Below are 14,474 nucleotides of genomic sequence, written 5' to 3' on the forward strand. Positions count from 1 at the left end.
CTATTCCATGTCACAAGAAAACCATCGGATCGCCGCCGCCATCGATCTGCGAATGCGACAACTGGAAAAGCAGGGCATTCAAGGAGCGGCGGTCGTCCATCATATGCTTGGCTATATGCAGGGTCTTCAGCAGATTTACGACACGGCTTCGGACAAGGTGCTGTCGAACCTGTGTCAGCGCTATCCGGGCTTCTATCGCTATGCGGATATGATGGAGTCCATGTCCGAGAGAAATCAGCAAATGATCGAGGCGGGAACGCACCCCTACCGCGATCTGCCTGAACTTCCCGAGAAGCTGAAGCGGAGCTTGGCTGCATTGATGGCCAGTGCGGCCGATCTCGAACGTGCCTTCCAGTCTGCCGTGGATTGCGGTGACTTCGCCCGTCACGTCGACCAACTCGACAGCCTGAAACGGCAATGGGGCGCGGATTTGCAGCGCCTGGTCGAGTTGTTTCGCTCTTCAGACGTTGCTCCCCAAAGCCAACTCATCGTGCAAAGCGCCCTCAAAGCCATGGCTGAGCGAATTAATCGGCTCGGGTGAGCAATTGGTGAGCAATCTGGTCCCTGAAGCCGCCGCTAAACGTAGGACATTGATAAAACCCTTAACGTAGGATTCCGCCCTCAGCCGGAGCCGACCCCTTCATCGCCGAGGCCGGCGCCGACGATCCGTTGGCGATCTCGATCACCTCCGGGAATCGCGTCATCCTGCCGGAGCCGCCCCGCACGCCCGAGGCCGCAATGCGCCTCATTGAGCAGTTTGTCGGCCAGGCGATAGTGCGGGTCGGAGTGACGCGCTATCCGGCCGGCCACGGCATATCCGACCCCTCCGAGCTCAGTCCCGGCCTGGTCGATCCTTGCGAGAACATCCGCATGGGAACTGCTCTATTTGGAAAGGTTCACCGGATTGTCACTCACGCCCGCGGCGCGGCCGACGGGTCGGCGTTCACCCAATCCCTCGAGGCTTGGCGGACGGGCATGTTCGAGGGCCGATATGTCTTCGGCGAGGCCGATCCGGGTCCGCTATCCACGGCGGAAGCGGAACTCGATCATGACGAGGTACCCAGCGTTACCGGCGAAGACCCCGATCCCGCTACGGTTCCCGACCGGACGGCGGTTCAAGACGGAGAGGCGCTCGATCCGAACCACGCTGGAATTCGAATCGACCTCTCCCCCATTGGTACTGGAAGAGATCCATAGATAGGTTTCGCCAGAGTGAGGTCCGAACGAGGCCACACGCAGGACAGTCGGAAATCCTATTCTTTCTGGCCTGCGCCAAAGCAGGCATCGGGAAGGCCGAGGCGGCGGCAAAGCGCTGCCACGCCCACCCGGAGCCGCGTCGTATGATCTTCATCGCGCGCTCATGCCGTCAAAGCATCGCTCCGTATCCCATTCTCATTTCGGCATTCGCGCGAGCGCATCCGCGAAGAAGGGAGCAAAACCCTCGGGATGCTCGCTCATCGGGAAATGACCGAGTTCATCCATCACGGCCAGCGTGGCGCCGGAGATGGCATCGGCGGTCCGTCTGGCGTCTTCGGGCGTGCAGGTCAGGTCATAGGCGCCGACGAGCAGGTGCACCGGAGTTTTGCTCGTGTCGATCAGGTTCAGCCGCGCTACCAGGCTGTTGTCGCGGGTGTAGAAGCTCAGGTCTCCGCGGAACACGCCCGGCCCCGATTGCATGAACATCCATTGCGTATTCCAGCGTTCGGCATTGGGCGCATGAGGGCTGATATTGGCCGAAACCAGCGCTGCGCCCATTTCCCCGCCATGGGCATCGGGACGGTGGAACCAGTCGATGTCGTACCAGGCGGGCTGGTAGTCGCTGGCCTCGATGGCAATGAAACCGGCGAACCGATCGGGATGCAGCGCGGCCAATTGCAGCGCGATGCGCCCGCCCATTGAGCAGCCGGCCAGTACCGGCCGGTCGAGACCCAGCGCCACCATGAGCGCCAGGATGGTTTCTACATAGGCCTCGGTGGTCAGCAGGTATTCGCGGGTCTCGAACCCTTCCGGTGGCAGCGACTTGCCGTGCCAGGGCATGTCAAAGGCGACGAACCGATTGTGGGCGATGAAGCGCCGGTCGTTCATCACATGGCGCCATTGCCGGGTATCGGCACCAGCGGTATGCAGGCACAGCACGGGGCGCCCCTGGCCTGCTTCCTCGAAATAGATCCGGTATCTCTCGCCGCCCTGCTCGATGGCAACATAGCGACCGGTGATCGGTTCGATGCTCATGCTGCTTCCTCCGCCTTGAGCGCCCCGCGTCCGAGCGCCATAAATTCCTTGAAGAAGCGCAAGTTCTTCACCAGTGTGAGGATATCGCCATCGATACGGCCGCGGCCGATCTTCACCAGACCGAAAATGTCGTGGAAACCGGGTGACGGCAGAGGCTGCCAGAAGCGCTCGAGCGCATCGCGATCACAGCGCAGTCCAAACCGCCAGGGTGTCTTGCGGCTGGGGCCGGATTGAACCTGGATGAGACGGCCTTTTTCGAAATGCAGATAGGTTTCTTCCCCATCTACCTCGATCAGCACTGTTTCACTGAAGAGAGCTCCCAGACGCAGAAGGTGCGTGCGGGAGTTATGTGCGGCCTGCATTGCCTTGAATTTAGTTTGGATCTTCGGGCTGATCATTTGGCATCCTTGGCGTCAGTTGATTGTTCGCCAATGTGATGGCGCCGGTAGCCATTCAATGACGTTTCGGGTATCCGTCGATACCTTTGGGAATTGTCAGCACCGTTTCTTGGATTCCAGAGGTGGAGACCAAACTGCAAAACGCCGACTGCAGGCCCATCCGTGAAGCCAGCGGAGCGCACATCGCCCCCCGCCGATTAGTCCTGTCAGAATCTTCAGAATCTGTAGACGATGCCGGCGCTCAACAGAGTTGGGTTGGCTGTCACTTCTGCCCGAGCTGGATTTCCGCCGACGGTGCCAGTCGCCGTGGTGGAAAGGAAGATCTTCTTCACGTCCATGTAAACCCCCCATTTGCTGTCGATATCATATTCGAAGCCCGCCTGAAGAACCGGAGCGAAGGCGTTGTTGACTTTGAGATCGGCGACGGCGCCATCGGAGGTGCCGAAGAAGAGTGTATAGTTCACCCCTGCGCCGACATAGGGCTGAAATCTCGGACCGAAGTTGGTGAAATGGTACTGCGCTGCGAGGACGGCGGGTGCGTAGTACGTCTTCCCAAGTGTCACGCCGCCGAGCGGACCCGTACCTGTCAGCGTCGTCTTGGGCGGAATGCCTCCCGTCAACATCAGGCTCACGTTGTTGTCGAAGCGATATCCCACGTCAAACCCCAGTGTGAGATTGTCCTTAGTGTCAGCACTCGCCCCGGGGATGACACCGCCGCCAACCGAGATGTCTGCCTTCGAGTCAAACAGGACGCCAAGTGGGCCGGTACGAACGAACCAACCCTCCTTCGATGCGTCTTGTGCTTGTGCGGTCGAAGACATGGTCAATATCGCAAGAGCTGATAAGATCTTCTTCATTTTCTTCATTCCCCCCGTGTGTGTGGATCGTCGCCACAATGGCCTCCCGATCGCCAATCTTCGCCCATCAGGCGATATCGAAGCATGTTAGCTTCGTCATTCCGCGTTCTGAACTCCCTGTGCCCGACCGCGCCGATGCCCCGATCGCTTTCCGGAGGGAAAGGCACGGGCCAGGAGGTTGTGGGCGATGCGCATCTGGGTCATTTCGCGGCGGGTCTCCGTTTCATGCTGCCGCAGCACAAGGTCCGACCGCGGCAGCGCAGAGCAGATCAGGACAAAGCCAGCCGCATCATCCTCCGGATAGTGGGTGAGTGCGCCCGAGGTATCGACTTCGCCTTCGATCAGCCGCGCGGCGCAAGCCAAGCACCAGCCCTGCTCGCAAATCATCGGGCTCTCCAACCCCGCATCGATAAGCGAGTAGAGCAGATACTCGTTGTCCGGCGCCTCGAACGACCAGACACCGTCCGGCCGTTCCAGTGTGACCCTGAATGCCCAGCTCATGGCCGGATGAGCACCTTCTCCACGTTGTCGAGCCGCTCGCCGAACACGCGATAGGCCTCGCCGGCTTGGTCGAGCGAGAAGTTGTGGGTGAACATCTCAGTCAACGTGATCTTGCCCTCCGTGATGAGACGCTGAGCGTTCCACATCTCCGGCCAGACGCTTGCGAAACCGCGCATATGCAACGTGATGTCGCGGAAGAACACATCGAGGAGGTTCACAGGATGCGCCATGTCTGTGAACATGCCGAGGCCCGCCATCGTGCCACCAGCGCGGATCAGCGAGAATGACAGATCGAGGCTTTCGCCGGTGCCTACCATCTCGATCACCTTGTCGACACCCCGTCCGCCGGTGGCTGCCTTAACGGCTTCTACCCCCGCTTCACCGGGCTCGAAGACCTCGATGCCATAGCGCATCTTGGCGGCCTCGCGCCGGTGCGCGACCGGATCGAAGGCAAAGACTTTGCCCGGACCGCGTTTGGTCGCCAGATCGAGGGCCATCATTCCGGTAGGTCCAAGGCCAACGATCGCTAGACTTTCGCCGATCTGGACGTCCACCAGCTTATTGGCCAGGATCGCGGTGGGCAGGTTGCATGAGAGCGTCAGCGCCTGCGCGTCCGTCAGCGCATCGTCGATCTTGATCGTATGGGCATCGGCATGGGGGATCGACATGTACTCCGCCTGCGTCCCATTGAGATCGCCGAAGCCGACACCGAATCCGTAGACTGCGGATTTCGTAACTTGGCAGTGTGCCGTGTTGTGATGCCGGCACTGGTAGCAGTCACCGCACGAGGCCGAATAGCCCATCGAAACCCGGTCGCCCTTAGAAAACCTGCCGACCTCGGCACCGGTTTCGATCACCTCGCCCGAGAGTTCATGGCCCAGCGTGGAATGACCCTTTCCCATCGCTTGATCCAGGGTGCCGCGCCAGATGTGCAGATCCGACCCGCAGATCGAGGTGGCGCGCACCTTCACCAGAATCTGGTGCGGCTCGGTGATTTTCGGATCGTCCACATTGATGGTGCGGATATCCTTGGGGCCGAAATAGACAGCGGCTTTCATGTGCGGTTTCCTCCCTGTTTCCTTGTTCTCTACCAACGCGTGTCCGGCAGGATGACGTCGCCGATCCTGCCAACAGCATATCCGTAGGCAGCCTCTATGATCGAACGCGCGGCGATCAGCTCTTCTTCGTCCCTTGGGGCAAAGACGATCAGGCTTTGCGGCGGCACCGCACCGGCCATGTAGCGGGCGAAGGGATGAACGGTTCCCCAGCCAAGCGTCAGAATCCGTTGTGCCCATTCCGGGCGCAAGCCGAGATGCATCGCGCCGTCGGCGCGCAGGATTAGCCAGACAGGGTCGCTGACAAAGGCCTCGGGCTGGCCCCGCGCGAGTTCTTCGTCAAGGGCGAAGCCATGTCCGGGCGTTTGGAATGGCGCCTCGCAGGAGGTGCTGCCGGGCAAGGTGCCCGCAAAGGCCGCGATTGCGGCCAGCAATGCGGGACTTGCCCGATCTTCATCCTGTAAACAGGGCCATTTCGCATCTAGGTGCGGGGGGGCGCCAACCCTCTTTTGCAAACTGCGCAGTGAGGGTGCCAGCTCCCAGACCTGAATCTCCGACAGATTCTTAGCCGAAGCTGTCATAGTGCACCTGTGTTATCGGTACTCCAGCTTCTTTGAGCTGAGCTTTGACACTGTTCACCATGACTGGCGGGCCGGCGACGTAGAATTCAGCCTCTGTCGGTGCGTTGATTAGCGCCGTGATTGCATTGGTCACAAAGCCTTGCTGGTAGCCCCAGCCTTCCGGCGGCATCTCCACGACCGGCGTATAGCGTGCATGGCGGACCCGCGCCGCCGCTGCTGCAAGCTCATTCCCCGCCGCAAGATCGACAGCGCTGCGGGCGCCATAGATCACATCGACAGGCGCATTGAAATCGACCGCCTCTTCGGCTGCCTGCCGGATCATCGAAAGGATCGGCGAGATGCCGGTGCCGCCGGCCACGAACACCTTGCGTCCCGCCTTCTTGCGCAGGGTGCACACGCCAAAAGGCGCTTCGATGGTGATGCAGGTGCCTACAGCAAGATCGGCCAGGGCGTTTGACCCTGCTCCGCCGTCGTAACGTTTGGCGATGAATTGAAGCGTGTCGCCACATGGCAGATTGCACATGGAATAGCTTCGCCGGATGCCACCCGGCAGGTGAAGAATCGCGTACTGGCCAGGAAGAAACTCGGCTCCGCCCTCAACGCGAAAGGTGAAACGGCGGATTTCAGGTGCAAGTTCCTCGACAGCGATCAGTTCGCCGGTGCATTCCTGGCAGGGCAAGGGCAGTCCTTCCCAGTGTCCCGGGGGAGGAGTGATGATGATGTCACTTGTCGGGCGAGACTGGCAGGCCAGAACACGTCCGCGCCGCGCATCGCGTGGACTTACGGCAGGGGCGTCCTGGAAGATCAGGTCGACAGAACCTTCGACAAGCCCCACTTTGCATGTCCCGCAACTCCCCCAGCCGCATTCATAGGGCAGGATCTGGCCGTTGCGCCGTGCAGCCTGAAGGATGGTTTCATCGGGCCGTGCCTCGAATATCGGGCCATCAGGTGCGATTTGGATCTTGTGTGACATTGGTGGCACGATCTCATTTGGCTCGACGCGATGACCGGGGCCACGAAATCGACCCCGGTGCTGAAGCGGCTTAAAGGCCGCATTCGCCCATGAGACGGCGCTGTGCGGCCAAGGTGCGATCCAGAATCGAAGCGGCACTTTCGGCACCAGGTGCGGTTGCCAAGGCCTCGGCCAAGCCGCGCGCCGCCTTCTCTCCAAGAGGCAGCCATTTGGCAGTTTGCTTGCGCAAGAATTCCTCGTTGGAGGCTGCCTTGCCGACGGCGTAGTCGACCAGCGCCTTGGTATTTTCCTCGGCATAGACCTGGTCGTGATTGCGGAAGTCATCGTGCATCAGCTGCAGGAGATCATCACCGTTGGCGGCAGCCAGCGTCGCGATCTCGCTGTTGAAGATGTGGTCGAAGATCGGTCGCACCACCAGATTGCGCGAGGCGAAGGCTTCGCCGAAATCATACGCGATGAGCTGCTTCTCGATCAGCTCACGCAGGCCCTGCCATTGCGGTCCATCGGTCCACCTCGTACGGGTCGCGTCACTGTCAGCCAGATCGGGGCGCTCATTATCCATCGCGAGAACTTGCGCCACATAGGCTTGACGCTGCACACGCCGCATTTCATTCCCGAGCTGGAAATAGAACGTGTTGGTGACGAAGGCCGACGGAGCCATCTGCGCCACATAGGCAGCGCTCATCTGCATGCCGTGGCCGGGAAAGCGCACGGGCAGGTAATTGTTGCGCAGGAAATCGAGCCACGCGGTCGGGAGCGAGCGATAATGGTCGCGGCTCTCGAATTCGTCGATGAGGTTGTCGAGGTAGACCTCGCGATCCTTCTGCATCTCGATGTAGCGACGATAGGTGAAGGCGCGTGTATCGCGAAAGCCCTCCCAGTCGTCGACGGAAGAAACAAGCGGCGAGCCTTCGCGGTTCTGCTTGTAGAAGACGTTCAGCGACCAGTTTTCGGACAGTTCAAAAGGCGCTGGTTCCTTCCGAAAATGGTTGTGGAACTTGTAGGTGACGGCCTCATATTCCGAGGGGACGCGACGCTCTTCCCACTGGCTCCATGTCGTCTTGCGTTTGCGGCCGGCTGATCTGACTGCCATATTTCTTTCCTCCCAGAAAGCTCGTTAGTTGTGAATCGTCCAGGTCCATGCCTCGTCGGTCGAACTGAGTCGTCCGGCGAAGGAAACGAGGCTCGGTTCGATCTCGGTCAGCCGGAAGGGCCGACCGAGCATCTGGACCATGCTCTTCTCGGTCAGACAGAATTCGTGATCTGCCTGGATGCGGACATAGCCACCCCGATCCTCGACTATGATCTCACGGTCAGGATTGTCCTGTTCGGCCGCTTCGATCACGGCGTTGATGATGTCTTCATCAACGCCGCGGATGACCGGACCGACCAGTCTGACTTCAGTATTCGTCATGTTCTTCCTCCCTATGCCTCTTCTTCGACGCTGTGACGCAATCGACGCAGGCGTCCGTCGGTAGGTACGCCGACCATGATGTTCTCGCCCTCAAGCCTCACGTCGTACTGGAAGAGCTTGCAGCCGAGCGGATTGCGCCCCCTGCCGTCTTTCATGTCGAACTCCCATTCATGGGCAGAACAAGTGATCGTGCCTTTCACGAAGTCGAAGTTGCCGTCTGCGAGGAGTATTTCCTGATGCGGGCACATTCCCTGGAAGCAGACAATCCGTCCGCCTTCGCGGTGGATCAGGATCACTTCTTCACCTTCGACCTTGGCGTCCAACATATCGCCTTCCCAAAGGTCATCGAGCGTGGCCACCTTGACCCATTTCACGCCTGGATCATCCGACATATCCAGCCTCGACATAGTCCATCACCCCGATGCCACTGTCGGCCACCGTCATCTCGGGCGGCAGTTCCTTGCCGTTGAAATAGACGCGCTTCGGCGCGTCCCGGATCGCCACCCGCAGTCCGACCGCGTGATGTGCAATCTTTTCCGCCACGGTGTTCATGTCGTCGGTATCTTCGACGGGGACCAGCTGCACGACGAAGTCGCCGCGAAAGCTGGTTTGAAGCGGTATCATGGCCATGAATTTCCTCCCTTTCGCCCGAGCCGAAGGCAAACTTCTCCTGGCATAGGCCGTTGGTGCCGGCGCGGATGTTGGTTTCTTTGGTGTGTGTGGCGCTTACTCGGCCGCCAATGGCATCCGTTCCTTGGCCCATGCGTAGTTATCGGCATCGTTGCCGGCCACATCTGGGGTGATGCCCATGTATTTCAGTGCGCCTTCCAGGTTGGGTGGCTGAATGTGACCGGCTAGGAAGCGATCGACGATCGACAGATGAGTGTCGTAGCGCTCAGGCTGGCTCTGCCAGACCCATTGGCAGATATCCGAACAGAACGTGAGCTTGCGCCCCTTGTGCGTGGTCAACCTCGGGGCTTTGTCCACCGTGGGGGAACAGATCGGGAGTTGGCAGCAGTTGCAAACGACGGGCAGCGTTTCGGGATAGGTTTTTTCCATCCGGCCTTCGCGCACGTTGTCCACGATGACATCCCAGTATTTGCCAAACCTGTCGTTCCAGCCGGGATATTTTTGCTCGAGCCAGTCCCGCTCCTGCATCGAGATGCCGGCATCCGGGTTCCACCAGACGGTGGGCCGCCAAAACCACACGCCGAGATGGATCGCGTGGTGAAACCATTCCAGCTCCGGCAGGAAATGCTCTTCCCAGTACCAAGGAAGATCCATGCCCAGGTCCTTGAACTGGTCCATGAACTGGCGGCAGATCCAGTCCTGCATAAACTCCTTGAAGCTCATGGTCCTGTTTTCGAGAGGCGTGTAGTAGTCCATCGACAAGCCGGTGAGCAGAGCAAAGATCTTCCACGCCCGCCAGAACATCTGGTCAACCAATTTCTGTGCTTCCGGACCCTTACCGGCGTTACGCAGGATCTTCAGCGTCGGCTCGCCCTGCTGCGAGTGACGGGCCTCGTCGGTCTGGATGGAAGAGATCAATGCTCCGAATTCGATGTCGCCCACATGCAGTGCGTCGGCCGACATGCCGAGAAACTGCAGATTGGTGAAGCCGGTTTCGAAGGTGAAGGTCAGCTGGATCGCCGTGGACACCGCGTCGTTGGCGGTGAACATGTCGTCAAACAAGCTTCCCGCGGCAATCGCACCCCATCCGTTGGTATGCGCCGCCTTGTGTGCCCAATCCATCTGCGGGTCTTTGTCGAGCAGACAGTACGGGAAGAAGATCTGGGCTTGCCCGTGGCGGGCTTCATCCAGCGTGCCGAACGTTGCCATGTTGCGCCAAGCTGCTGCGCGACCGAAACGCGCCATACGTGCCTCGCCGATCGAGGCCAGGTATTCAGGGACCGGAATTGCACCGTAGTGCGCCTTCACCGCAGATTTCCAGCCCGGATCGAGCTTTTCGTACATGTCCGAGCGCGCGATGGTCGAACGGATGGAGTAGATTCCGGCGTCCTTGCCAGCCTGGTTGTGGACATATTCGCGGAACGTCAGCTTGTAGGGTTCATCCCAGCCCCACCAATCGCGATTAGTCGTCCCAAAGCTCTTAGAAAGCACCTCGGGGAACGCTTCCTCCTCGGTGACATATCTTAAGTCCCAGTTCATGTCTCTGGCTGTATCGTAGTAGTCCTGCCTTTGGAGTTTGGGCATTCTAATCTCCTCCCTAGTCGGGAATTACTCCCGCATTACATCCATGAGTGGCTATTACCGCAGGATCGTGGCGGCGCCTGCAGAAGCGGTTAACCTCACATCTTGGCGACGGCCTTGAGAACGTTCACATCCCAAGGATTGATCAGGTCGGACTTGGTCCAACCCTTGAGATCGTACTCGCTCATGCACCGACATTCCCCAAGTGGCCTGCCGCTTGACTTCAAGATCGCCTGATTTTGCTCGCTGGGCAAGCGTTTTTCGCCCCGAGCGGTGTCTGTCGTCGCGCAAACGGCCGAAGTCGGGTGGATCAAGCCTCGAACCCGCAGCATTCTGGCCCGGCAGAGCCGCTTTTCCGCGCGGCAGACGGACCTGTCCTGCCGCTTTCGTTCAGCTTGGGCATGGATCGTGGTCATGCGCATGACGGAGGCGTTCGAAGACGGCGGATGGCGGCAAGGACGGCCCGCACCATCGGGCCGGTGACGGCGACCTCGGCCAACTGGAAGGTAATGGCGCGGGCGTGGCGGACGACGCGGGCGCCGATCTTGATCAGCTTGAGTTGCAGGCTGGTCAACGACCAGTCCGCCATGGCCTCGGGCAGTTCGATGCAGCGCAGGAAGGTTGCCAGGTTGTAGGCCAGCGCGTGCAGTTGCAGCCGCACCTCGTTGTGCCGGAACTTCCGGCATGACAGCCGCGTCCAGCGAAAGGCATATTTGCCTTCCTTGATGTGCTGCTCTGCGGTGCCGCGCTGGTTGTAGAACCTCACCACCCAGTCTGGCTCCATCGGCAGGTTGGTGACGATGAAGCCGACTTTGGGGAACAGCTCGCCCGGATGCCATTCGATCTTGGCGATGACGCGGCGCGGCTTGTCCCAGGACGCCGCCTGATACTCGAAGTCCTCGAAGAACCGTTTGACCTTGGTCAGCGAAGGCCGTCCCACGGGCCGTGTCAGCCGATGCGCGATCTTCTCGCGCAAGACGGCGTTGGCGGGCAGACGGATGGCGTAGAAGAACCTGGCTTCTTCCAGCCGCATATAGATCGCGGGGATCGCGTAGGCAGCGTCGGCCCGGAAGAAGCGTCCACCAAGGTCGCGGCCAGCATATCGGGCAATGACGGGATCAAGGACATCCCGCCAGCCATCGGCGCTGTGGACATTGCCGTTACGCAGGGCGCAGCGCTCCAGCATGCCAAACTGGTTGAACAAGAAGATGGGGTGATAGCAGGTGCAGTCGAAATGCCCGTTCCAGGCAGCACCTTCCTGATCGCCGTGGGTGGGGCTGACCGAGCTGTCCATGTCCAGCACGATGTATTTCAACCCGTTGCGGTCATGAAACCGGTCGATCCATTGGCCGTTCAGATCGGCCAGCGCCGCCCGGTTCGCGGCCAGAGCCAGCGTCTCGGTCTCGAACCGTCCCATCTGCGATGCCGAAGCAGCTTGCGCCTCGACGGCCCTGCCGCCAACGACCTGACGCATCACGGGATCGAGGGCCAAGCGGTCGGCATCGTTCACATCCTCGTATCCGGCCAGTCGTCCGAACACCGATTGCCGGAACAATCCGTCAAGCCGATGGAGCGTGTTCTTCCCGGTGCGGCTGTCTCGCAGCGCCTCCGACGCCAGATTGGACAGGCCGAGCACGTCATCAAGCTCGCGCATCACCAGCAGGCCACCGTCTGAACTGATCTGCGCACCACGGAACTCCAGACGCACACGGCGGTCGAAATCAACCCGATCTCCCCGCGCCAAGCCCGCACCCTCCAGGTGATCCATGAAACGCGCCCCTCGCAGCCGTCAACGCCATGATTTATATGCGAAATATCACGATTACGACAGCGAAATCAGCGACTTACTTGGAGAATGTGGGCTAAAATGTTCGGGCTCAACCCCGGCGCAGGTCGGAGGGGCGGACGTGTCCGCCCGCAAGAAGGGAGAGCGTCATGAAGATCAAGTCTGTTTCCGTTACGGGCGTTGCAGCGTTCGCGCTGGCCGCGGCGGCATTGTCCGCTGTGCCGGCGAGCGCCCAGATGGGCGGTGGGCCCGGCTATGGTCCGGGCATGATGGGTCAGGGTGAGGGTTATATGGGTCCCGGCCAGGGGGGCTGGGGCCCCGGGTTCCATCGCTCGGCCCGGAGCATGATGGGCGGCTGCGGTGGCGGGATGACGGGTGATGCCGATGGCCAGCTACCCGCCTTCATCGAGGGGCGTGTCGCCTTCCTGAAGGCCGAGCTCGGCGTCACCGATGCGCAGGCCAAGGCATGGGATGCCTATGTGGTGGCGATGAAGAACAATTTCGTCAGCATGCAGGGCCTGCGCCAGTCCATGCGCGCCAGCTTTGATGCTGATACGCCGATGGAGCGCCTCGAGTCCCGCGTCGCGGTGATGGAAGCCCGCGTCGCCGCTCTCAAGGGCATGAAGCAGCCGCTAAGCGACCTCTACGCCGCGCTCAGCGATGGCCAGAAGAAGAAGGCCAATGAGCTGCTCACCGGCATGGGATGCATGATGTGAGCGTGACGGGGCGCGCCTCGCCGCCGGCCCGGGCGGGTGCCCGCCGCCTCTGACGGACTTTGTCGCGACCGGCCTGTCTCATCAGGCTGGCTCCGCCAGGCGGATGTTGCCGGGATTGTCGTCCGACCGACGGCCCCGCCACAGTCACGCCGTTGATGAAGAACGGCATGATGTGCGGGACGCCCCCAACCGCTGCAGAAGGCGCGTCTCCAGGCGGTGGGCCGCCGCAGCGGGGAACCGCGGCCGGCGGTACCGCGTACCGTCTGGGCGCCCTCCTCCGTTTTGGACGCCGGAGGTTGAGCCTGCCTCACCGCATGTCGAAGAGCTCCTGATGGAACCTCTGCTCCACGGGAAACCCCACGGCGGCAAAATCCCGCCGCAGTGCCGCCCCGAAGCTGGCGGGACCGCAGAACCAGATGCTGGCCTCGCGCCAGTTCGGCACGGCCTCGCGGATGCGGGCGCCGGTCAACCGGCCATCGCGCGCGCTGACCAGCAGATGCAGGCGCACCTTGGCGGATCTTGCGTCTTCCCCGAGTTTGGCGAGCGCTCCCTCGTCCACATCGGAGGTGGTGTGGAACAGGTCGGCGGTCTGGCCGAGCGGCCAATCGGGCGATTCGCCGCGCAGGGCCATGTGCTTCATGCGCGCGATGAACGGGGTGATGCCGATGCCGCCACCGATCCAGATCTGGTTGCGGCAGTCGTCGTCGAAAGTGAAGCAGCCATAGGGCCCCTCGACCCGGACCTCCTGGCCCACCTTGAGCCTCTCCTTGAGGCGTCGGGTGTGGTCGCCCAGCTCCTTGGTTATGAACGTGATTCGCGGATGCTCCGGATGCCACCCCGATGCAATGGTGTAGGGATGCGCGCCTTCGGAGGCATCCGACAGGGCAAAGGCGAACTGGCCCGCCCGGTGCCCCGGCCAGCCGGCGGGCACATGGATGATGGTTTCGAGCACCTTCACCCCCGGAAAATAGTTCAGCCCGGCAATCCGCCCCTTCACCTGCCGCGCGGCGCCGACCCGGCGCAGCAGCACCACCCCCGCGGCGAAGGTGCCGCCGGCCAGCAGCACCGCCATCACACCCCGAGCGGCGTCATCCAGTCGGCGAAGTTCAGGAGCACCACCGTATGGAACACCAGCACCAGATAGGCGACAGCCAGCAGGCGGTGGGTCTTGTAGAACCAGCGGTAGGGAAAGACGCGGATCAGGGCCAGCGCGATCAGCGCCACGGCCGCGTAGAAGGCCCATTCGCCGATGCCCTCGGCGGTGCCGCGCAGGCTTGAGAAGAAGGCCTCGATCGGGTTCGCGATGGGCGGGCGTGGGCCGCGGGCGGGTCGCTCCAGAAGGCCCCAGCCCACGGCCCATTTCGGCCCCTGCGCCCACAGCCAATGGATGACGGCGACGACAAGGGCGGTGATGCCCAGCCATTTGTGGAGGCGATACATCTTGTCGAGGCCGCCCATCCAGCGTTCGGGCCAGCGCGGGCGCAGAGCCAGCATCATCGCCACGCTCATGACCGCAATGGCGAGCACGCCCGTGTACTGGACGGCTGCCGCCCGCACTGCGAAGAAGCCATTCCGCTGGAACACCCCGGGCTCCGCGGCGATCCACAGCACGGACATGAAAGCGAGGATGCCGAAAAGGGCCAGCTTGATGTGTCGCATGTCTCAGGCTCCCTTTCGCGCCGCAACGAGCAGCCATTGACCCTGAACGGGCCTCTCCTTTGGGAAGGACACCCGAAAACGGCGGATGCCG

Annotated in this window: 18 protein-coding genes; 3 read left to right on the plus strand and 15 right to left on the minus strand. The window is 61.3% G+C overall.

Translation table 11 applies throughout. The features are described 5' to 3' along the window. Window positions 1–7: 7 nt before the first annotated feature. Complete coding sequence (locus EZH22_RS10075; RefSeq protein WP_203195501.1) at window positions 8–541, plus strand: hypothetical protein; 534 nt, start codon at window positions 8–10, stop codon at window positions 539–541. A gap of 128 nt (window positions 542–669) precedes the next feature. Further along, the gene (locus tag EZH22_RS10080; protein ID WP_203195502.1) at window positions 670–1,197 is read left to right on the plus strand and encodes a lysozyme family protein; all 528 of its coding nucleotides are present in this window, start codon (window positions 670–672) and stop codon (window positions 1,195–1,197) included. Between the two features lie 195 nt (window positions 1,198–1,392). Here the strand turns inward: EZH22_RS10080 and EZH22_RS10085 are convergent, their stop codons facing one another. From EZH22_RS10085 to EZH22_RS10145, 13 genes are all read right to left on the minus strand, one after another. Continuing rightward, window positions 1,393–2,232: an alpha/beta fold hydrolase gene (locus EZH22_RS10085; protein ID WP_203195503.1), complete on the minus strand. Its 840-nt coding sequence runs from the start codon at window positions 2,230–2,232 to the stop codon at window positions 1,393–1,395. Beyond that, window positions 2,229–2,630, minus strand: a complete 402-nt coding sequence (locus EZH22_RS10090; RefSeq protein ID WP_203197006.1) for a hypothetical protein — start codon at window positions 2,628–2,630, stop codon at window positions 2,229–2,231. The genes EZH22_RS10085 and EZH22_RS10090 overlap by 4 nt, the downstream gene beginning before the upstream one ends. Window positions 2,631–2,845: 215 nt before the next feature. After that, complete coding sequence (locus EZH22_RS10095) at window positions 2,846–3,496, minus strand: OmpW/AlkL family protein (RefSeq protein ID WP_203195504.1); 651 nt, start codon at window positions 3,494–3,496, stop codon at window positions 2,846–2,848. An 87-nt stretch (window positions 3,497–3,583) separates the two neighbouring features. After that, complete coding sequence (locus EZH22_RS10100) at window positions 3,584–3,988, minus strand: 2Fe-2S iron-sulfur cluster binding domain-containing protein (RefSeq protein ID WP_203195505.1); 405 nt, start codon at window positions 3,986–3,988, stop codon at window positions 3,584–3,586. Beyond that, the gene (locus tag EZH22_RS10105; protein WP_203195506.1) at window positions 3,985–5,046 is read right to left on the minus strand and encodes an alcohol dehydrogenase catalytic domain-containing protein; all 1,062 of its coding nucleotides are present in this window, start codon (window positions 5,044–5,046) and stop codon (window positions 3,985–3,987) included. Before EZH22_RS10105 ends, EZH22_RS10100 begins: the two co-directional genes overlap by 4 nt. A gap of 29 nt (window positions 5,047–5,075) precedes the next feature. Next, window positions 5,076–5,477, minus strand: a complete 402-nt coding sequence (locus tag EZH22_RS10110) for a luciferase domain-containing protein (protein ID WP_203197009.1) — start codon at window positions 5,475–5,477, stop codon at window positions 5,076–5,078. A gap of 130 nt (window positions 5,478–5,607) precedes the next feature. Beyond that, window positions 5,608–6,597 (minus strand): 2Fe-2S iron-sulfur cluster-binding protein, encoded by a 990-nt coding sequence (locus EZH22_RS10115; protein ID WP_203195508.1) that lies wholly within the window; start codon window positions 6,595–6,597, stop codon window positions 5,608–5,610. Between the two features lie 70 nt (window positions 6,598–6,667). Then, complete coding sequence (locus tag EZH22_RS10120) at window positions 6,668–7,690, minus strand: ferritin family protein (RefSeq protein ID WP_203195509.1); 1,023 nt, start codon at window positions 7,688–7,690, stop codon at window positions 6,668–6,670. A gap of 24 nt (window positions 7,691–7,714) precedes the next feature. After that, on the minus strand, window positions 7,715–8,011 hold the full coding sequence (locus EZH22_RS10125) for an MmoB/DmpM family protein (protein WP_203195510.1): 297 nt from the start codon (window positions 8,009–8,011) through the stop codon (window positions 7,715–7,717). Window positions 8,012–8,022: 11 nt separating this feature from the next. After that, window positions 8,023–8,385 carry a Rieske 2Fe-2S domain-containing protein gene (locus EZH22_RS10130; RefSeq protein WP_231711409.1) on the minus strand — a complete coding sequence of 121 codons (363 nt, stop codon included), beginning with the start codon at window positions 8,383–8,385 and terminating at the stop codon, window positions 8,023–8,025. Between the two features lie 7 nt (window positions 8,386–8,392). Continuing rightward, window positions 8,393–8,641: a toluene-4-monooxygenase system B family protein gene (locus EZH22_RS10135; RefSeq protein ID WP_203195511.1), complete on the minus strand. Its 249-nt coding sequence runs from the start codon at window positions 8,639–8,641 to the stop codon at window positions 8,393–8,395. Window positions 8,642–8,737: 96 nt separating this feature from the next. Then, entirely contained in the window at window positions 8,738–10,225 is a 1,488-nt protein-coding gene (locus tag EZH22_RS10140; RefSeq protein WP_203195512.1) for an aromatic/alkene/methane monooxygenase hydroxylase/oxygenase subunit alpha, read from the minus strand. A 409-nt stretch (window positions 10,226–10,634) separates the two neighbouring features. Then, on the minus strand, window positions 10,635–11,990 hold the full coding sequence (locus EZH22_RS10145; protein WP_012112698.1) for an IS1380-like element ISPme1 family transposase: 1,356 nt from the start codon (window positions 11,988–11,990) through the stop codon (window positions 10,635–10,637). A 167-nt stretch (window positions 11,991–12,157) separates the two neighbouring features. On the opposite strand from EZH22_RS10145, the gene EZH22_RS10150 reads away from it, so the two are divergent. Continuing rightward, window positions 12,158–12,724: a Spy/CpxP family protein refolding chaperone gene (locus EZH22_RS10150; protein WP_203195513.1), complete on the plus strand. Its 567-nt coding sequence runs from the start codon at window positions 12,158–12,160 to the stop codon at window positions 12,722–12,724. Window positions 12,725–13,031: 307 nt separating this feature from the next. Here the strand turns inward: EZH22_RS10150 and EZH22_RS33150 are convergent, their stop codons facing one another. Further along, window positions 13,032–13,796, minus strand: a complete 765-nt coding sequence (locus tag EZH22_RS33150) for a hypothetical protein (RefSeq protein WP_333473719.1) — start codon at window positions 13,794–13,796, stop codon at window positions 13,032–13,034. Then, window positions 13,796–14,383: a ferric reductase-like transmembrane domain-containing protein gene (locus tag EZH22_RS33155; RefSeq protein ID WP_333473720.1), complete on the minus strand. Its 588-nt coding sequence runs from the start codon at window positions 14,381–14,383 to the stop codon at window positions 13,796–13,798. The genes EZH22_RS33150 and EZH22_RS33155 overlap by 1 nt, the downstream gene beginning before the upstream one ends. Window positions 14,384–14,474 lie beyond the last annotated feature (91 nt).

The organism is Xanthobacter dioxanivorans, assembly GCF_016807805.1.
Taxonomy (GTDB): domain Bacteria; phylum Pseudomonadota; class Alphaproteobacteria; order Rhizobiales; family Xanthobacteraceae; genus Xanthobacter; species Xanthobacter dioxanivorans.